The organism is Nostoc sp. GT001 (assembly GCF_030382115.1).
In the GTDB taxonomy this organism is placed as follows: domain Bacteria; phylum Cyanobacteriota; class Cyanobacteriia; order Cyanobacteriales; family Nostocaceae; genus Nostoc.
In genome coordinates, this window is record NZ_JAUDRJ010000003.1 from 278170 (window position 1) to 295622 (window position 17453).

19 protein-coding genes and 2 tRNA genes are annotated in these 17453 nt (G+C 39.8%); 5 read left to right on the forward strand and 16 right to left on the reverse strand.

What is annotated here, in order from left to right; genetic code table 11:
- Nucleotides 1-13 precede the first annotated feature (13 nt).
- Nucleotides 14-1480 (forward strand): nitrogenase molybdenum-iron protein alpha chain, encoded by a 1467-nt coding sequence (gene nifD, locus QUD05_RS03850; RefSeq protein WP_289794938.1) that lies wholly within the window; start codon nt 14-16, stop codon nt 1478-1480.
- 321 nt (nt 1481-1801) lie between these two features.
- On the opposite strand, the gene QUD05_RS03855 is transcribed toward nifD, so the two are convergent.
- Together QUD05_RS03855 and QUD05_RS03860 are read right to left on the reverse strand one after the other, a co-directional pair.
- Entirely contained in the window at nt 1802-2356 is a 555-nt protein-coding gene (locus tag QUD05_RS03855) for an NYN domain-containing protein (protein WP_289794939.1), read from the reverse strand.
- Between the two features lie 52 nt (nt 2357-2408).
- Nucleotides 2409-2786 carry a hypothetical protein gene (locus QUD05_RS03860; protein ID WP_289794940.1) on the reverse strand — a complete coding sequence of 126 codons (378 nt, stop codon included), beginning with the start codon at nt 2784-2786 and terminating at the stop codon, nt 2409-2411.
- Between the two features lie 198 nt (nt 2787-2984).
- Here QUD05_RS03860 and QUD05_RS03865 point away from each other — a divergent pair, with 198 nt between their 5' ends.
- Nucleotides 2985-3110: a hypothetical protein gene (locus QUD05_RS03865; protein ID WP_289794941.1), complete on the forward strand. Its 126-nt coding sequence runs from the start codon at nt 2985-2987 to the stop codon at nt 3108-3110.
- Between the two features lie 30 nt (nt 3111-3140).
- Here the strand turns inward: QUD05_RS03865 and QUD05_RS03870 are convergent, their stop codons facing one another.
- From QUD05_RS03870 to QUD05_RS03930, 13 genes are all read right to left on the reverse strand, one after another.
- Complete coding sequence (locus tag QUD05_RS03870) at nt 3141-3569, reverse strand: type II toxin-antitoxin system VapC family toxin (protein WP_289794942.1); 429 nt, start codon at nt 3567-3569, stop codon at nt 3141-3143.
- Nucleotides 3566-3781 (reverse strand): hypothetical protein, encoded by a 216-nt coding sequence (locus tag QUD05_RS03875; RefSeq protein WP_289794943.1) that lies wholly within the window; start codon nt 3779-3781, stop codon nt 3566-3568. The genes QUD05_RS03870 and QUD05_RS03875 overlap by 4 nt, the downstream gene beginning before the upstream one ends.
- Nucleotides 3782-4302: 521 nt before the next feature.
- Nucleotides 4303-4503: a hypothetical protein gene (locus QUD05_RS03880; RefSeq protein ID WP_289794944.1), complete on the reverse strand. Its 201-nt coding sequence runs from the start codon at nt 4501-4503 to the stop codon at nt 4303-4305.
- Nucleotides 4490-4975: a type II toxin-antitoxin system VapC family toxin gene (locus tag QUD05_RS03885; RefSeq protein WP_289794945.1), complete on the reverse strand. Its 486-nt coding sequence runs from the start codon at nt 4973-4975 to the stop codon at nt 4490-4492. The genes QUD05_RS03880 and QUD05_RS03885 overlap by 14 nt, the downstream gene beginning before the upstream one ends.
- A gap of 336 nt (nt 4976-5311) precedes the next feature.
- Nucleotides 5312-5734 carry a hypothetical protein gene (locus tag QUD05_RS03890; RefSeq protein WP_289794946.1) on the reverse strand — a complete coding sequence of 141 codons (423 nt, stop codon included), beginning with the start codon at nt 5732-5734 and terminating at the stop codon, nt 5312-5314.
- Nucleotides 5735-5885: 151 nt separating this feature from the next.
- Nucleotides 5886-6812 carry a polyphosphate kinase 2 gene (ppk2, locus tag QUD05_RS03895; RefSeq protein ID WP_289794947.1) on the reverse strand — a complete coding sequence of 309 codons (927 nt, stop codon included), beginning with the start codon at nt 6810-6812 and terminating at the stop codon, nt 5886-5888.
- 137 nt (nt 6813-6949) lie between these two features.
- A complete protein-coding gene (locus QUD05_RS03900; RefSeq protein ID WP_289794948.1) occupies nt 6950-7693 on the reverse strand; it encodes a helix-turn-helix domain-containing protein in 744 nt (247 codons plus the stop codon).
- Nucleotides 7668-8603 (reverse strand): DNA adenine methylase, encoded by a 936-nt coding sequence (locus QUD05_RS03905; protein WP_289794949.1) that lies wholly within the window; start codon nt 8601-8603, stop codon nt 7668-7670. Before QUD05_RS03905 ends, QUD05_RS03900 begins: the two co-directional genes overlap by 26 nt.
- Before the next feature lie 214 nt (nt 8604-8817).
- The gene (locus tag QUD05_RS03910; RefSeq protein WP_289799876.1) at nt 8818-10344 is read right to left on the reverse strand and encodes a slipin family protein; all 1527 of its coding nucleotides are present in this window, start codon (nt 10342-10344) and stop codon (nt 8818-8820) included.
- Between the two features lie 765 nt (nt 10345-11109).
- Nucleotides 11110-11184: transfer RNA gene (locus QUD05_RS03915), tRNA-Met, on the reverse strand.
- Nucleotides 11184-11259, reverse strand: a tRNA-Met gene (locus tag QUD05_RS03920). The genes QUD05_RS03915 and QUD05_RS03920 overlap by 1 nt, the downstream gene beginning before the upstream one ends.
- A gap of 142 nt (nt 11260-11401) precedes the next feature.
- Nucleotides 11402-11749: an immunity protein TriTu family protein gene (locus QUD05_RS03925; protein WP_289794950.1), complete on the reverse strand. Its 348-nt coding sequence runs from the start codon at nt 11747-11749 to the stop codon at nt 11402-11404.
- Between the two features lie 122 nt (nt 11750-11871).
- Nucleotides 11872-12450, reverse strand: a complete 579-nt coding sequence (locus QUD05_RS03930) for an Alr1449 family protein (protein ID WP_289794951.1) — start codon at nt 12448-12450, stop codon at nt 11872-11874.
- Nucleotides 12451-12619: 169 nt separating this feature from the next.
- Here QUD05_RS03930 and QUD05_RS03935 point away from each other — a divergent pair, with 169 nt between their 5' ends.
- From QUD05_RS03935 to QUD05_RS03945, 3 genes are all read left to right on the forward strand, one after another.
- The gene (locus QUD05_RS03935; RefSeq protein ID WP_289794952.1) at nt 12620-13273 is read left to right on the forward strand and encodes a TraX family protein; all 654 of its coding nucleotides are present in this window, start codon (nt 12620-12622) and stop codon (nt 13271-13273) included.
- Between the two features lie 198 nt (nt 13274-13471).
- Nucleotides 13472-13858 carry a four helix bundle protein gene (locus tag QUD05_RS03940; protein WP_100903653.1) on the forward strand — a complete coding sequence of 129 codons (387 nt, stop codon included), beginning with the start codon at nt 13472-13474 and terminating at the stop codon, nt 13856-13858.
- 647 nt (nt 13859-14505) lie between these two features.
- Nucleotides 14506-15462, forward strand: coding sequence for an orange carotenoid protein N-terminal domain-containing protein (locus QUD05_RS03945; RefSeq protein WP_289794953.1), 957 nt, complete (start codon nt 14506-14508; stop codon nt 15460-15462).
- A gap of 995 nt (nt 15463-16457) precedes the next feature.
- On the opposite strand, the gene QUD05_RS03950 is transcribed toward QUD05_RS03945, so the two are convergent.
- The gene (locus tag QUD05_RS03950; protein ID WP_289794954.1) at nt 16458-17354 is read right to left on the reverse strand and encodes a glycoside hydrolase family 75 protein; all 897 of its coding nucleotides are present in this window, start codon (nt 17352-17354) and stop codon (nt 16458-16460) included.
- Nucleotides 17355-17453: the final 99 nt, after the last annotated feature.

Sequence of the window (17453 nt, forward strand, 5' to 3'; positions counted from 1 at the left end):
ACAGAGGCTAAATATGACACCTCCAGAAAATCAAAACATCATCGAAGAAAGAAAAGAACTAATTAAAGAAGTTCTAGACGCTTACCCCGATAAAGCTAAGAAAAAACGGGAAAAGCACTTAAGTGTATACGAAGAAGGTAAGTCCGACTGCGGCGTTAAGTCTAACATCAAATCCCTTCCTGGGGTAATGACCGCTCGTGGTTGTGCTTACGCTGGTTCTAAAGGTGTGGTTTGGGGCCCTATTAAGGACATGATCCACATCAGCCACGGGCCTGTTGGTTGCGGTTACTGGTCTTGGTCTGGTCGTCGTAACTACTACATCGGTACCACAGGTATTGATACCTTTGGTACAATGCACTTCACCTCCGACTTCCAAGAAAGAGATATCGTGTTTGGTGGTGACAAGAAACTTGTCAAGCTAATCCAAGAACTTGATGTACTTTTCCCCCTCAACCGTGGTGTTTCCATTCAATCTGAATGCCCCATCGGTCTAATTGGGGATGACATCGAAGCTGTTGCTCGTAAGACATCCAAAGAAATTGGCAAGCCAGTAGTACCCGTTCGTTGCGAAGGCTTCCGTGGTGTTTCCCAATCTTTGGGACACCACATTGCGAACGACATGGTTCGTGACTGGGTATTCACCAGAGCAGACAAAGCGAAAAAAGACGGTACACTTCAGTTTGAAGGTACTCCCTATGATGTAGCCATCATTGGTGACTACAACATCGGTGGAGATGCTTGGGCTAGCCGCATCCTATTAGAAGAAATCGGCTTGCGCGTAGTCGCTCAGTGGTCAGGTGATGGCACCATCAACGAAATGTTGATGACCCCTAATGTGAAGATGAACCTCATCCACTGTTACCGGTCGATGAACTACATCAGCCGTCACATGGAAGAAGCTTACGGTATACCCTGGCTTGAGTATAATTTCTTCGGCCCCACCAAGATTGCTGAATCTTTACGGGAAATCGCTTCCAAGTTTGACGAAACAATCCAAGCAAACGCTGAGAAAGTTATCGCCAAATATCAGCCAACAATGGATGCGGTAGTTGCTAAGTACCGCCCCCGCTTGGAAGGTAAGACCGTTGCCATCATGGTTGGTGGTTTACGTCCTCGCCACGTTGTCCCAGCTTTCCAAGACTTGGGCATGAAGATGATTGGTACAGGTTATGAGTTCGCTCATAATGACGATTACAAACGTACCACTCACTACATCGAAAACGGCACCATCGTTTATGACGACGTTACCGCTTACGAATTCGAGGAATTTATCAAAGCGCTGAAGCCTGACCTAGTTGCTTCTGGTGTGAAAGAGAAGTACGTCTTCCAAAAGATGGGTCTACCTTTCCGTCAAATGCACTCTTGGGATTACTCCGAACCTAGCGATCGCTCCTCAACATCATACAATGCAAGGTTTTTTAGTGGCGGTAGAAAAAAGCAGCCCATTTCTAGCCTAAATGCCAGTTGCAGGGTTATTTAGGAAGAATCTGTTTTCCTGCTTCAGACAGTATAACTCTTATGGAGTCTGGTTCTTAGATTTTGCTGGCATTTTGCTCAAAGAAAAACTGTAAAACAAAAGACTATTTTAAATGACGATTTTTTAGATTAAATGGTGCGATCGCTTTTACTTTACAACAAGCTAGTAAATATTAGAGTAATTGTAGAAGATGCAATTCTCCCAACTTTTGTCTGACGTTAAATTGAACGACGGCAAATAATATTTAAAACTGCACTACGATTTGTTAATCACCCGCTTTAATATACGGTTATGTTGCTTGCCACCGATAGAAGAGAACTAGACTCACATAGCCCAACGCTTGTTATTAATAAATGTTACCTTGTTATAAACAGATTCTAATGTTCGGTAAACTCCGTTATTTTCTGCAAATCTTTTCAATAAGCGATTGCAACCTAAATCCCAGCTTACTACCTCAATTTGCCAGCCATATTTGTGTGCCCGTTCCAACTGTTTAATAAAGCCTTGATCGTTATTGTAACCACTACCATCCCCTGTTAGAAGTACTATGACACCTGGTGGGTTTACATCAAGTACCTGATTAGCCATCTGAAGTTGGATGATTTCATCTACAGCGACTTCACCACCACTACTTTGCCCTCGTTCTTGCGTTTTAACATTAATTCCTAAATTTTCAAATCTTTGCCACAGCAGATCACTATAAGGCGGAATAGAACCGCCAACAAAGGCATAATCCACTTTACGATTATCTACAACAAAATCGAACAGATTGGAAAAGTGAATACGGAAGCTATTTTCATCGCTAGGTTCCTTTTGTTGGCAAACATTACGACCAACTAACCAAATATTTGAGTTATCCCAAAAAATATGAATTGACATATATGCTAGCTAGCAATAAATAGGATGAATATAGGTAAACTGACGATCTATTTTAACTATCGGCTCTAACCGAATTGTTAGACTGCTGCATAACCATATTTTCTCTGGCATTTTCAGCAAGTTCCCTAACTCGAGAATAGAAGGCATCGTCAAAAAAAGTTTTATTATTGTCTAGAAAAGCCAAGCAAGAATTTAAAAGCTTTGCAGCTGTATCAAAATCTCTAATATTTGCGAAATCCATCGCAATATGCTCATAAAAGGTTATAATTCCGAACGGAGACATGCCTTTTTCAATCAATGATTGTTCTGCTGAGAAAGCTTCTTCTTTAGCTTCATCAAAATTACCTATACCAAGGTAAAAGCGAATCGCTGAAACTTTATTTACTAGTTTGTTTTTTTGCTGTTCATTTAGGGTTGTTTGCTGAGACATCTTGATTAGTTGTTATACCTCGTTTAACAATATCAAAATACCTTAACCTCAACTTTATTTTATTGCGACCGAAATATTACTTAGACGTAAATTACATAAAATTTCATTTTTAAAAAGTTCCCGTAAAAATACCCTTAAACAAAATCAGCCTGCGATCGCCCCAATTCGACAAAACGCGACTTTATATTTAGAGATTGTGTGTGGGATGGACAAGAAGTAGACTGTTGGTGCGATCGCTTTTACTCAACAACATTTAAGAATTGTGTGTTAGATGGACAAGAAGTAGACTGGTGGTGCGATCGCTCTCACTCGACAATAAACTAGGCGATGTCTACGACGGGCTGCGCCTACGCACTAAACTGTCCAATCTTCGATTAACAATCCGGGTACTTTGTTGAAATCTCGATGATTGCGTGTTAATAAAACTAATTTACGAGATAGTGCGATCGCCGCAATCCGCGAATCCATTCTTGCAAGTTGAATGCGTTTAGCTTGTAATTGACTCAATGCAGTAGCAGCATCAGCATCAAATGACACAAGCGGTAGAACCTTGAAATCATTTACAAGACGTACCATCATCTCATAACCCTTAACAACTTCACTATCGTTACGAGCGCGACTAATATATGTGTGGCTACCAAGAAGTTGTTCGTGAAATGTAACAATTGAAATTGCAAAATCTGATAGTGGATATTGAGCCATGCGGGTTGAAAGATTGATGTAATCTTGCCCCATCTGTCGCTGGATAATACTTAAATGATCTGTATCCAACAAATATTTCATAGCTCATCCTGAATTTCGATTATTGGCTCGTCGCCTTGACGAATCGCACGTCCATAAGCGAGTACCTCTTCAAACGCAGGCTCGTCTTTGAAGGAAGCTGTAATTTGTTGCAGCCAATTAGTTGGTTGAGAAGCCGATACTTGTTTTTGCAACTCCGTCACCGCCGCTTCGACAGCCGCGAGACGTTCTTCCAGAGAAACATTAGTTGACATTTGAGGTTTTCCCTTACTGCATCACGCCTATCTGAAGAATAACGAGTTAAAGTAAGGGGTGGCAACTTTCTCGAAGATAATGATGATTTAATTGCCTTTATGAGCGATCGCTCTCACTCGAGAATCAACTAGGCGATGTCTACGACGGGCTATTCGGTGTCGCATTAAACTGTTACTACCTCAATTAACAGTCCGGCTACTTTGCCCAAATCCCTATGATTGCGTGTTAATAAAACTAATTTACGAGAAAGTGCGATCGCAGTAAAAGAAGTAGAGTGTTGTTGCGATCGCCCTCACTCGACTATAGACTAGGTGATGTCTGCGACGGGCTATTCGGTGTCGCATTAAACTGTCTAATCCTCAATTAACAATCCGGGTACTTTACTGAAATCCCGATGATTGCGCGTCAATAAAACTAATTTACGAGATAGTGCGATGCCGAATAGCTCGTTGTAGACATCGCACTAACATTCTCCATCGTCCTACGTAGATAAATTTGCGAACTTGATTGATGATCGCTTCTATGCTTCGGCTTCAACACCTTGTTGTACTGCGGATTCTAAAACTTTTGTATGCTGCTCTTTGTAATGAATAAGATGGGGATATTGCTTCTGAAGTTCAATGTAGTAATCCACCAATTTATCAGGGTTATGTCCATTTTCCTGAGATATTATGTGGCGAATTTTACGTATTTGGTTGATTGCTTCATCATTCTTCGTCATTTTGCGCTCCTATTAACTCTAATGGCGTAACTAGTGTTGGAACGTATAACCCCAGCATAACGTTTAGCCGTCGAATATGCCCAAACTTGTTAGCATTTGCCAAGTGGCGACAATTCCAAGTCAATAGAAAATCACATTTATGATACGAAGCCAGGGCAAGATGTAGTGCATCTCCAAGCGGATCGCTGGGCATCAGGTGTTGCTGAATATACACTTCAACGATTTCAGCAATCGCAGATTCAATCGAGATAAATAACAAGCTACTAATCAGTTCTATTGCCTCGCTTTTTCCAGGAAAGTTACCTCGATTAAGTTCATCCAGCACCGCAAGACTAGTTACAAGCACATAGTTATCACTTGCATTGCTCCACCATTCTCGTGTCCACTGCCGCCGCGCCACCATATCAGGTTCAGTACGTGCTTCGTAATAAAAACTGGGAATGGATGTTTCAATGTAAACTTTTGGCTTCATTGCAGTAAGGAGCTACATAAATAAACGGCTTGACTATCTTTGGTAATTCCTGATACTCCAATATTACCGTCTTTAATTTAGCACCTAAGCGACAACGAATTGCCCGTCGTAGACATCGCCTTCACTCGATAACATTTAGAGATTGGTGTGAGATGGATAAGAAGTAGACTGTTGGTGCGACTACATTCTTCGACAACCAGCTTGCGATGGCGTACCCGCCTTTTCCGGTGGCGATCGCGTGATTAGGGGATGCGATGTCTACGACGGGCTGCGCCTACGCATTAAATCGTTCAATCCTCAATTAACAATCCCGGTACTTTGCCAAAATCCCTTTAATCAACAATGACAATCAATCGCAACCACTATATTGTCTTGATATTGGCGTAAAAGACTTCGGAACTTTTCTAGCCATTCTTCATTGGATTTTCCTTCACGATCATGCCACTTTCCATCAGGCGTAACGATAGCGTATGAAACTAAGTCAGACATTAGGGCAGAGATAGGACGAATATTGTCTTCTGATTGCACAATATCTAGCCCGTATCGAAGTTGAAATTCTTCTGGGTTGAGATTGTAATGCTGTTCCTTACCCCAAATTAAGCCATCATACTGACCACCAATAGCAAATCCGTCACATTTTGCTTGCAAAGATGGATTATCTTCATCGGTTTCAAAATATGGCAGCATCAATTCTTTAGCCTTTTTGCTTGGGTTTGCTTCTGTGCGATCAACAATCACAAGTGTTAGAAAATGGCTCATCTTTCAGTACGTTAAATTGTGGTTATCATTGTTCCAAAAAATACGTTATGAATCATTAGATTTAGCTTCTTGGGTGGTGATTCCCAAAATAGCCGAAACTTTTTCTAGAGTAAAGTCGCTGTACTCCATAGTTTCGACTCAGGAATGTTGTTCAATACACTTGAGGGACAAAGAACTGCTCATTACGTGGGGCGCGAACATAATCCTCAGCCACAGGTCTAGATGGAAGGTCTAAGGGAGGAGGTGTCATGTCTTCGTAAGGAACTTTGCTCAACAAATGATGAATGCAGTTGAGCCGCGCTCGTCTTTTATCATCTGCTTCAATGGTAAACCAGGGAGCTTCGGGAATATTCGTGTAAGCAAACATGGTATCTTTTGCTTTGGAGTATTCTACCCAGCGATCGCGTGATTCCAAATCCATTGGGCTGAGTTTCCAGCGTCTTGCGGGATCGTGACTGCGAGAAAGAAAGCGTTTTTCTTGTTCTTCATCGCTGACGGAGAACCAGTACTTAATTAAAACAATGCCCGATCGCACCAGCATTCGTTCAAATTCTGGGCAAGATTGCATGAATTCTTGATATTCTGCTTCAGTACAAAAGCCCATTACTTTTTCAACTCCGGCTCGGTTGTACCAACTGCGATCGAAAAGGACTATTTCGCTGCANACTGTGGGAAGATGTTGGACGTAACGTTGAAAATACCACTGAGTTTTCTCGCGATCGGAGGGAGTTCCCAGAGCAACTACACGACAGCCACGAGGATTGAGTGGATCGGCAATGCGTTTAATTACTCCTCCTTTGCTTACAGCATCGCGCCCTTCAAAGATGACGACAACTCGATAGCCAGTGTGCTTAATCCAGTATTGCATTTTGACTAGCTCAATCTGGAGTTGCTTTAGTTCCGTTTCAAAAGTCTTTTTGGGAATTTTCTTGGCAAAAGCTTCAGTACTACCATCAAAAATCCGTTTGGATTTTTTAGATTTTTTCTTATCTTTTGCCTTCATTAGGTTTTCTATTAAGTCTGTAGAGGGTTGAAATAGACCATTATTTTGCTGGTTTTTCACTTCATCAATTGACATTGTAGGGACTCCATGCTAATGAATCGGCATAATTAGAGTTTATCTATGAAGTATAGCTTAGATAAGCATTTTTCTCTTTCCCTTCTGCTTCTGTTTACCTTACTTTCTATTAGTGAGAGTTTAAAATTAAAATAGTATTAGCTGTCACCGCTTTGCTTAATTTCTCGTTCAATAATCTCTTTGATGAATTCAGGTATTTCTTTGTTTAATCTTACTGCTTTTTGTTTTAATTTTTCATAAATTTCAATATTCTCCCCTTGCCACATAAGGTCTATCCTCCTAACTTGTTGCATCGCAATATGCGTGTAACTTTCTGGATATGCCCAATAGCATGATAAGCAAATAGATTTATCTTTTATACTTTTCCAATTTTCACAATGCTCACATGACCAAGATTTTGCCCGATTAGCTGAACTACAAAGTAACATAAAGCTTTCAGCCACTAGCTCTGGCTCTCCGTCAATTTCAAAAGGAATGCGGTGATCGATTTGTAATTCGCGCTTATCAACTTTCTCCAAGTAAATGAAGCACTTACAGCCATATCTCTTGATCAATTCATCCTTCAACTGCTTGGATAAACCTGTTCTACCAGATAGCCTAGAAAATCTAGCCTTACTGATATCTCCAAATTTATAAGCAGCTATTCTCCTTCCATCAGTTCCTGTAACGCGAAATGTTTCTAGAGGAATTCCATGTTCTCTAACATCTCTAGCCGCTCTGGGAGGATGATTGTAGCCATATCTTTCTTTCAACTCCTCTGTTGTTACAAAACCATATTGCAAAATATGATCGAGAACAGCTTTTGGTCTTTTAGCGGTTACTGACTGACAAAGTTGTACGAAATCATCAGGTAAGTCAGGGTGCTGTTGAGAACTGTCCATGCTGTTCCAAAAGAGTAATCTGTTTATGTGCCTTGCTAATATAGTTCTCCAAATCTAAATTGCGATCGCGCAATAAACTTGATGATAAATACAAAGACTCTACTGTAATTTCTTGTCTACCTAATAATGTTGATTGAGACGAGCGTCCAACTTCAATTTCAATTTTCTTTAGTCTTAATTCTTTAGGTAATTCATTACCAAAGGTTTTATTTCCTCGTTTGCCATCATAGCTAACTGCAAACATGATTCCCTTGCAATTCAACTCTTTGAGCGCTATAACGAAATCATCAAACTTAATCCCACAATAATATCTTGAATCTCTATTACCACATACACCTTGATATGGTGGGTCTATATAAACAAAATCACTATTTTTAACTTCAGCTAGAACATCTTTATAATCTAAGTGTGTAAATATACACTTTCCCTTAAGAAGTCTAGAAACTCCTTTTATATTTTTCCTCATTTTTTCAGGTTGGGTTCCCTTTCGCCTTTTGTCAGGGCTTTGATTAAAGAACCCTTCAGAGTTATATCGTACAGCGCCTTTTACACATCGAGCCAACAAGTATAGAAAAAGCTTTGGATTGTTAGTTTTATTGAATCTTTCTCTGGTTTGATAAAAGTGTTCTACAGAATTATCTTGCTGTTCATTCCAGATATTGGTATAAGCATCTGCTATTTCATCTGGTTCTTCTACAATTAACTCTAGTAGATCAACTAGAGGTTTATTTAGATCGTTAATCCAAAAATTTTGTGAAATTCCTTTATTAGAGACAGCAATACTAATTGCAGCAGTTCCTGAAAATGGCTCTACCAGTCTCTCAACTCTTGTGGGTAGAAATCTGAGAATGTCTGAAGCTAGATTTCTTTTACTGCCTTGATATTGAATTGGATGTGGGAGGCTAGTCATCTCAAATAGATAACAAATTATCTAATAACTCTATCACGATAATAGAGTTGTTGAAGCGAAATCATTATGCTGGCAAAAGCTGCATTTTAATCGTTTTTGGAATAACCAATAGATAAAAACGATCGCAAATAAGAAATCGTTGCATCTAGCAGACGCGGTAATTAACGCTAGATAACTCAACACTTGGTTTGTGCGATCGCTTTTAATAACTAAATCATTGCGGATTCATCCGAATCAAGTCTGTTAAAATACTATCTAAGCTGCCATTAACTTGAATGCGATCGATCTTCTCTGCAATCCGCTCTAATACTTCGAGTTCCTTCAGACGCAATGCGACGGGGTTATCCTCCATGACTTTGGCAGTGTTTAACATACTGCGGGTAGCAGCAGTTTCTTCTCTACGTCTGACTACGTTTGCTTGAGCGGTTTTTTCTGCCTCGACTACTTTGCTCAAGATAGCCTTAATCTCACCAGGTAAAATAATATCTTTTACACCTACAGAATCTACTTCAATTCCATAGTCTGCGGCTTTTTGGCGAATGTATTCAGAGATGCTTCTATCAATTGCACCTTTATCTTCTAATAAAGCATCTAAGTTGCGTTCACCAACTGCACCACGCAAAGCAAATTGTAATTCTTTGTACAAATAACCAGAAATATCTGATAACCCGTTTTTTGCTCTCAATGGGTCGAGTATGCGGAAGCCAGCCGTCAAATTCAACCGCAGAGGTACTTTATCTTTAGAGAGGATGTCTTGACCGGATACTTCCATATTTTGTAGTCGCAGGTCGATAGCTTCGGTTTGAAAGGAACGACCAAATAACCACCAAGCGTGTGTCCCTGGCGATCGCAATCCTTGAAACTCTTGATTAATGTATACTAGTCCCACGTGCTGCGCGGGAACTTGGCAAATATGCAAACAGTTGCGACTGAGCAATTTCGCTTCTGCTGAACCCTCAACCAACTCAGCCACTAAGGCAGGCTGTAACTGAGCATCAGCGCTGATGTCGAGAATTTCCACTGCAACACCTTGCCAAAATAGTTTGCGGCTGGTAGGTGGCAAAATAGAAATTACTTTCCCTCGATACCGCACAATTGCAACTTGCGAAGTCTGTAATTGCACGGTTTGACAGTAGGCAGCAATAAAATCGGGATGTTTTTCAATGAGTACATCTTCCAGGGGAAAATCTGGGTTAGGGATAATTCGGCTGAGAGTTCGGACTGTAACATCTCTATCTACTGACCAAAAAGCATAATCTCCTGGTTCTAGAGGTCGCACAAAATTGTTTTGCAGATATAGTAAACCAATCTCATACTCGGAGATTTGGAACTTTTTCAGTCCATTCAACGCAACTGAGCGCAATTGCTGTACAAAGGAACTAGGTAATTCTAAGCTTTCTTCTAAATTGAATATATGAGACTCTACCTCAATAAAACCACGCCAAAAAGCAATCAATTTATTTGGTGCAACGCTTACCCAATTCTGACCGTAGCGGACTAACGCAACTTGGTTGAATGCAGTTCTGATAATCAATAAATGTTGTTGTAGTTCGGCTTCGTGATTTCGCAACAACAGTTCTAAATTTTCAATCTGAGCTAGTGGCTGATTGAGATCATAAATTTTTACTTGCCAATGCCGACCTAAATATGTGTGCGTACCAGGTTGCAAAATTTTCTTAAAGTCACTGCGGTGATATAAGATGCCCATTTCGTTAGGTTTGATATAAAATGTTTGCCACATAGTAATTTGCATAGATAATTTGTGCGATATTTTAGATAAGCTAGGCGATGCTTGCGACTGACGTAGCGATTGCAACTAGCCAAGAATATTTAGTCAAGACATTTATAACCTTCTTTAAACTTAAATACCACCTGCAAGAAAACTTGCCATCTTCTACCATGTCTGGATTAATCAAATAGAATAAAAATGTTAGTTCGTAGTAAGGACTTTAGTCCTGGCTTTGGGGACTTCAGTCCCCACTACAAACTGCTTATTATGGGTGATTTGACAGATACCATATTACAGCTTGAATATAGGAATTATTGAAGTTTGCAACCTTGTAGAAAAAGGCTCAAGGATTTGTTTTAGCTATTTGTACTACTATAATACTACAAAATATTTTTTAACTCTGCTAGTGCAAGTGTTTACAGTTCAGGTGTGGGCAAAAGCTTCTCCAAAGCTGGATTAAGATTGCTGTTATTTTTCCCCGATTACTCAATGGCAATCTAGAAAAAAATAACCGCGCTCAAATATGCCGTTCGTTTGCCAATCTAGAATCCCGAAAGAAAACTAGATGTAGGAAAGGAAGGAACATACTCAAGTTAGGGAGAAATGCAGTTGCGCTTACTCCTTAACTGTGGCTACCGAACATCACCCTTATGAGTGATGACCGACAGCAAAACACTTGCACGCAGAGTTGAGAAAATGAGGGGTCTCGAATCTGTTAAGATCCGTACCATATTGGCTACCTTAAAAGGGTAGTGTCTTTTGACCCGGACAGGGTTTTGGGTGAAAGTATAGGAATCGAACCTACAACACATCGATTATGAGTCGATTGCTCTACCAGTGAGCTAACTTCCTGGGGTTTGATACAGGACTCGAACCTGTGACCCTTCGATTATGAGTCGATCGCTCTACCAACTGAGCTAATCAAGCAATATAGTTTAAAGTACTCGGCAGTATACGCTCATACTAAAGGATGGCGCACCAGTTAGGCATATAGAACCTAAACCATAGCTTTGTAACTTTGTTACTATCCCGCTCCAAATTTAGCATATTGGAAATTGTAGGTGTAGCCTTAAATATTGTCTGACTTAAGTCGCAACATATCGCGCATAAAAATCACCAGTCTTAGATAGGTTTGATGAAATTCCTTTTCGTTGTTGAACTGGTGACTTTCATAAAAAACATTGTTACCAGTTGATATTTCAAGAATATCCATCTCACAAGCTCCTGACTCCCAAACCGTTATTCTACCGAGATGTAATAAACTCTCAAAGTCAAGACACATAGCTGGATTATCACTAGATTTACAGTAAGTGAGTGTATATTTCAGGCGATAAGCAGCGAAACGCGATCTTAATCCTGATTGAAATCGGTCAAAACCTCGTTCTGAAATTAGCTGTTTTAGTGGATTTAGACTCATTTCTTATATTGAAAGCAGGAGTATTATTAATTTGCTCCAACTCCGTAAAAAATAAGTAGCTCATCGTAGACTTTGAGCTACGCGCCTCAATTTGATAGATGCTCACAATTCCTTGTTGTAGCTCAGTCTGGGAAAGCTAGACCAGTCATGGGGTCACGAATATATAACCCTAGCGTTAGGCTACGCATCGCTTCATCCCAAACAGGTATTAATTGTTCTGCTTGATCTGCCCAATAATCGAATGTAATCAAGCACTGAACATTCGACCCCAAACCAATGCAAGTCCGCGAAAAAGCTTCCCGTGGTTCTTCTTGAACATCAATGAACTTCATCTCTGTCCAGACAATTCTGGCGGTTTGACGCTTGACGGTAATAATTTCTCCCCTCTCAATGATGTTGCGGCTGTCGTCTTCCAAGACTTTCTTCAAGGTGGATTTTAGCGGAAACTGGCTCCAGTCATTGGGTGGCAGACGATTGAAAGATACTTCTAGGCAGCAATCATCGTTGGGCGGTTTTTTATCCATGAACTTGAAGGATTTCTCTTGTGGCTCAAAAACCCAATCCTGGGGAACATTGAAGCGAACAGCGCCTCTATCTGCGACAAATATTTTGTAGCCTGATGGAGATTCCCAGCGATGGTCAGGTTTTAGTTCAAGCGTTTCTTTAATCCACTGGAGATTGCTTTTCTTACGCTTTGCCATAGTGTTTTTGTTATCTCTGCTAAAGAGGGTGTCACTAAACAGCCCTTCGTAGATATTGCCCTTTTTGTTAATGTTATCAAATTGCTAGGATTTTGAATAACTCTTATATTAAATAAATAAAATTTAAGATATTTTATATTAACGAATCTAATAAGGTAACTGTAACGTTGTGATTAAAGTTTCAGCTTTTAACATTAAAATCTTAGCAGTAGTATTCATGGTTATGGATCATGTGTGCTATTTGCTAATGCCAGAGTTTCTAATCTTGCACTTTTTTGGGCGATTGAGCTTTCCCCTTTTTGCATGGCTCTTGGCAAAAGGCGAAAAACACACCAAAAATGTGTACCGCTATGGAAGCAGGCTATTAATTACAGCAATTATATCTCAGCCAATCTATAGTTTTATTTTCCAGAGGTTATCATTTAATATTCTTTACACGCTTGTTCTTGGACTTGTGATGTTGCGCTTAGTAAAGCGTTATCCGCAATTATGGCAGCAATCAATAATTATTGGATTGTGTGCAGTAGTTGCCGAGAACTTGGACTTTTCCTATGGAGCTTATGGGATTGGAGTAATTTTCTTGATGTCCCTTACAGACAAAATAAAGCCCAAAATATGGTTGCTCTACTGGTGCATCTTTCACTTTTTTACTTTAGTAATCCTATCTATGATTAATATATCTCAAGGTTGGGCAGTTTTTGCAGGACTCATTGTTTTTCAATTCAATGGTAAACAAGGTTCACGAACTAGATGGTTCTATGTGTTTTACCCGGCTCATTTAATAATCTTAGGAATAATCAATTATTTAATATATTCCAGGTAGATTGATGATTTATCAGCGATGTCTACGGTGTCACTGAGCGTTGGTCATTGAGCGTAGCCGAAATGAGCCGAAGTGCGGGCTAAGCCTACGCTAAGTTTTGATCATAGGCAAATTATAGTGCATTCCATCTGGGAGCAATGCGATTTTGTGAGATCATCATAAAGACAGCAGGGGAGCAGGGAGCAGGGAGCAGGGGGAATGGAAAAAGAACCAATCAAAAGTCATGAAGACCTAGAAGTATACAAAATGGCATTTGATGTGGCCATGAAAATCTTTGAATTATCTAAGAAGTTTCCTGTTGAAGAACGTTATTCTTTAACTGATCAGATTCGTAGATCATCCCGTTCTGTATGTGCTAATTTAGCTGAAGCTTGGAGAAAACGCCGTTATGAAGCAGCTTTTGTAGCTAAGTTGAATGACAGTGAAGCTGAGGCAGCAGAAACTCAAACTTGGCTTAAATTTGCTGTGAAATGTAGTTATTTAGACGTTGATACAGGCAGAGAACTTTATGCAGTTTACAATCGAGTTTTAGGCATTCTAGTAACTATAATCAACAATCCATCTCCTTGGCTTATAAAACGCTAATTTCTAATCCCCCTGCTCCCTGCCCCCTGCCCCCTGCCCAAACGAAGCAAGGCATCTCACAAAATCGCATCGCTCCCATTCCATCCTTGCAACAATGCGGCTTATTGAACTACACACAGCCATCTCATAACTAAACGGCGATCGCAAAAAATTGTAAGTTGTATTTTACTAATAAACAAATTGAGGGCTTACATTAGACGGATTTCACTTGATTTAGCCCAACCTACGGCTAGAGATAAATCTGCCAGTAATTAAAAAAAACTAATTGAAGCAATTACCAAATTCTATTTGTAGTGTCAAAAAACTGAAAACGTAGATATCTGTTTCCATAGATAGATAATATATAGTTAAATATCTTTCTTTAGAAGGATATTTTTTTCAAAAAAATACTTTGATTTAACTAGAAATTTGAAATAAATAGTAGATATACATTTCATTCAATGATATTCATCAGATAAATCTTATAAATCTTAGTCTTTTGTTAATCTTTACCAGCTATGATGCCAAAGTAGTAAATAAAAATGAATCAAATTTAAAAATCTAGGGATAACTATGTCATCCAATAAAAATGCCCTAGATTTACCCTTCTAGCTACAAAATGTAGTTAAAAGCAACTACTAAATAGGTAAATCTTTAAGGTAATAAGCATGACTTATAGTATCGAGTCCGCACGCAATATTTTCTCTAGCACTCAAGTGGCAGATGCAGTTCCAGCCACTACAGCAATGTTTGCGAAACTCAACATTGAGGATCAACTAGCATTTCTCTGGTATGCCTACGCTGAACTAGGTCGTACAATTACTCCAGCTGCTCCCGGAAAAGCAAATCTCCAATTAATGGAAGGTATATTCAACGACATTAAGCAGATGTCTCATGAAGAACAAACGCAGTTAATGAGAGATTTAGCGAGTAATGCTGACACTCCTATCAGCCGTTCTTATGCATATTTTGGTGTTAACGCCAAGTTAGGGTTCTGGTGGCAGTTAGGAGAGTGGATGAAAGAGGGTATTGTTGCTCCTATGCCAGTTGGCTATCAAATGTCAACTGAAGTTAAAGCAGTGCTAGAAGCTGTTCAGAGAATCGATCAGAGTCAGCAAATTACTGTACTACGCAATACTGTAGTAAATATGGGCTTCGATCCGTCTGTGGCTGATAACAAACAAGCACAAATAAACTTTAATTTCCCACGTGCATCTGTAACTCCCCAATTTACGATCGAGGGAGTTACAGAACCGACAGTGCTGAAATACATTGAAGCGATGAATGCAGATAACTTTGAAGCTGCTGTTGCTTTATTTGCTAACAACGGTGCGCTGCAACCACCCTTCCAAAAACCAATTGTTGGTCGAGAAGCAATCACTTCTTATCTACGAGATGAGGGACAAGGCTTAGTGATGAAGCCAACCAAAGGCATTTCGGAAACCATCGAAGATGGTTATACACAGCATAAAATTACTGGTACGGTAGAAACTCCTTGGTTTGGGGGTAATGTTGGGATGAACATTGCTTGGCGATTTTTACTCGATCCTCAAGGTCAAATTTACTTCGTGGCTATTGATTTACTTGCTTCTCCCAAAGAACTGCTTAACCTAACTCGCAAGTAATATTTCTTTGCTTTTTTAAAACATCCTTTAAGCGCGATAATCATCATCAAATAAAATCCCAATTAAAGCTCGGTTATAAGTGAACCGAGCTTTAGTTAATTGTAGGTAAGGATCGTGGATTTAATAACCTGTGTAGGTTGGGTTGAGTCTGCGAAACCCAACATCTCTGGGGCGTTGGGTTTCCATTTCTAAGCTAGTGTTATAAATCAACGTCAGCTACATTTTCCAGATCCAAAAAAGCGTTATGTTCTGCTTGCGATCGCACTACCATCACACCGATCAAAACTAGTCATCACAGCAAAAATGATTGCGTAAATGCAAAGTGGCTTGTCGTAGACATTAGACCTCTTGCATAAATCAAAAATAAGAAAGAACTCCACCCCGCCAAAGCTACGCTTTGTCTCCCCTCCCGAAGAGCCTACGGTGTACACACAAGTCTTGCCGCAACCATATCTTTCTTTATTAATGAATCTCGCACTGTGTTTTTATCCCGCCTCGGAATGAATTCCGAGTCTCATAGCCCAAGTCCACTGAAAGTGGACTGAATTAATTATTTAAGTAAGTCGGTGCAGTAAAAGCAAACTATGTAAACAAAAGTAAATAAGGCTCAAACTCTTTCTCCCCCTGCCCCCTGCCTTATTGCAACAATAATTATTTACGCCGACCTACTTAGTCCACTTTCAGTGGAGTTTCGCTATCAGCCCTAAACTTCAGTTCTGGGCGGGATATGGGTGGGCGTGACAGTTTCACTGTAGAGGATTTTTCGACTTGTGTGTACACCGTAGCCCGAAGAGCGGGGAGGGGTTGGGGACTTTTACAAGAAGTCATTGCTCTCCAAAAACAGAGACGTAGCAGCGCTACGTCTCTATTGCAATTGAATTTGCATCAGGTACACTCTTATAGAGCAATACGCTTGGGTTAAAAGTTATTGGTGTAAATCATTGGTCTTTCAAGACGCGATGAATCGCGTCTCTACATTAGGGTTTTGAACTGATCTAAACTGTATTGTCTAGAGACTTTATCCGTTCTACACCACCCCATATTTCAAAGAACCGTTTAGTTTCAGCTTCTATTTCTGAAATTGTTCTTGCTTTTCCATTCCCAGAGCTTGGAAAAACAATATAAACGATATTCTTGGGAATTCCTTGTCTGACTCTTGAGCGTACTAATGGATCATTTCCCAGAGCATGAGACAAAGCTATTGAACCCTCTCCAATCTGGTTTGTAGGCCCAACATCAGCATAAATTGCAAAGGCGAGTTTTTCATTATTAGTGTTGTAAACAACTGCTAAATCTCCTAATTTAACGCCTGTAGCCTTTCTAAAATCACCATTTCCTGGAAGAACAATATACGGAATCTTGGCTGAATCAACATAGCGACGTGGATCTTGTTTAACAAATCCAGAGTCGAATAATGCAGTTGTAGAAATATAGTATCCAGGATATGGATCGGTACTGCCTTGAATAAATGGATTGCCGTTTTTATCTACAGCTAGTGCCCACCAGTTACCTGGATTACCAGCATTTGCCAAAAAATCAATCCCTCTATCTGCGGGGTGATAAGCATTAGGCGCACCATCAGCATTAATGCTCATTCCTGCTTCATAGAAAAATGCAGATTCTCCATTTGCCTGGAGAATGGGAATTTCACCAATTTTAAGCACAGTCTTAATAGAAAACTTTGTGACTGGACTTAGGAATTTTTGAGCAACAAAACCTTCTAAAGTTTTTCCTTCAATAATAGTTGCCACCTTCCACCACTTGTCATTATCCGAATTTTGAATTTTAGATACAATACATCCTTTTGGAAGAGATGCTAATTGATTAGCGTCATCAACAATCGGTGCTGAACGTATATTCAAACTATCTGATGTTACTTGAAATCGTTGCATAAATTACTCCAAATTTAAAAATTGAACTCATGGAACTACATTAAAAAACTAAATTTTGTGCTGATGTGATCGCTAATATCTAGAACATCTCAAACTCTG

What these genes read in the sequence shown, in the direction of transcription:
- nifD (WP_289794938.1), top strand. Translation starts at nt 14, where the DNA reads ATGACACCTCCAGAAAATCAAAACATCATCGAAGAAAGAAAAGAACTA.
- QUD05_RS03855 (WP_289794939.1), bottom strand. Translation starts at nt 2,356, where the DNA reads ATGTCAATTCATATTTTTTGGGATAACTCAAATATTTGGTTAGTTGGT.
- QUD05_RS03860 (WP_289794940.1), bottom strand. Translation starts at nt 2,786, where the DNA reads ATGTCTCAGCAAACAACCCTAAATGAACAGCAAAAAAACAAACTAGTA.
- QUD05_RS03870 (WP_289794942.1), bottom strand. Translation starts at nt 3,569, where the DNA reads ATGAAATATTTGTTGGATACAGATCATTTAAGTATTATCCAGCGACAG.
- QUD05_RS03875 (WP_289794943.1), bottom strand. Translation starts at nt 3,781, where the DNA reads ATGTCAACTAATGTTTCTCTGGAAGAACGTCTCGCGGCTGTCGAAGCG.
- QUD05_RS03880 (WP_289794944.1), bottom strand. Translation starts at nt 4,503, where the DNA reads ATGACGAAGAATGATGAAGCAATCAACCAAATACGTAAAATTCGCCAC.
- QUD05_RS03885 (WP_289794945.1), bottom strand. Translation starts at nt 4,975, where the DNA reads ATGAAGCCAAAAGTTTACATTGAAACATCCATTCCCAGTTTTTATTAC.
- QUD05_RS03890 (WP_289794946.1), bottom strand. Translation starts at nt 5,734, where the DNA reads ATGAGCCATTTTCTAACACTTGTGATTGTTGATCGCACAGAAGCAAAC.
- QUD05_RS03900 (WP_289794948.1), bottom strand. Translation starts at nt 7,693, where the DNA reads ATGGACAGTTCTCAACAGCACCCTGACTTACCTGATGATTTCGTACAA.
- QUD05_RS03905 (WP_289794949.1), bottom strand. Translation starts at nt 8,603, where the DNA reads ATGACTAGCCTCCCACATCCAATTCAATATCAAGGCAGTAAAAGAAAT.
- QUD05_RS03910 (WP_289799876.1), bottom strand. Translation starts at nt 10,344, where the DNA reads ATGTGGCAAACATTTTATATCAAACCTAACGAAATGGGCATCTTATAT.
- QUD05_RS03925 (WP_289794950.1), bottom strand. Translation starts at nt 11,749, where the DNA reads ATGAGTCTAAATCCACTAAAACAGCTAATTTCAGAACGAGGTTTTGAC.
- QUD05_RS03930 (WP_289794951.1), bottom strand. Translation starts at nt 12,450, where the DNA reads ATGGCAAAGCGTAAGAAAAGCAATCTCCAGTGGATTAAAGAAACGCTT.
- QUD05_RS03940 (WP_100903653.1), top strand. Translation starts at nt 13,472, where the DNA reads ATGGAAAAAGAACCAATCAAAAGTCATGAAGACCTAGAAGTATACAAA.
- QUD05_RS03945 (WP_289794953.1), top strand. Translation starts at nt 14,506, where the DNA reads ATGACTTATAGTATCGAGTCCGCACGCAATATTTTCTCTAGCACTCAA.
- QUD05_RS03950 (WP_289794954.1), bottom strand. Translation starts at nt 17,354, where the DNA reads ATGCAACGATTTCAAGTAACATCAGATAGTTTGAATATACGTTCAGCA.